This is a genomic window from Herbaspirillum sp. WGmk3 (assembly GCF_023952535.1).
Classification (GTDB): domain Bacteria; phylum Pseudomonadota; class Gammaproteobacteria; order Burkholderiales; family Burkholderiaceae_D; genus Herbaspirillum; species Herbaspirillum huttiense.
Map to the genome: position 1 here is coordinate 1 of NZ_JAKYWT010000164.1, position 235 is coordinate 235.

Annotated in this window: 1 pseudogene; it reads right to left on the reverse strand. The window is 55.7% G+C overall.

What is annotated here, in order from left to right:
• Positions 1-235: pseudogene (locus MKD49_RS26310) on the reverse strand (serine hydroxymethyltransferase); the annotation flags it as partial.

Sequence of the window (235 nt, forward strand, 5' to 3'; positions counted from 1 at the left end):
GTCTTCTTCAACACCGTAGGAGTAAACGTCATACAACTTACCGGAGAAGTTGAGTTTCATACCGTGTGTCAGGTGGCCACCGTGTGCAAGGTCGAGGCCGAGGAGACGCTCACCGGGCTGCAGGAGCGTGGAAAGAACAGCGGCGTTGGCCTGTGCCCCAGAATGTGGCTGCACGTTCGCGAAATCGGCACCGAAAAGAGACTTGGCGCGGCTACGAGCAATGTCTTCAATAATG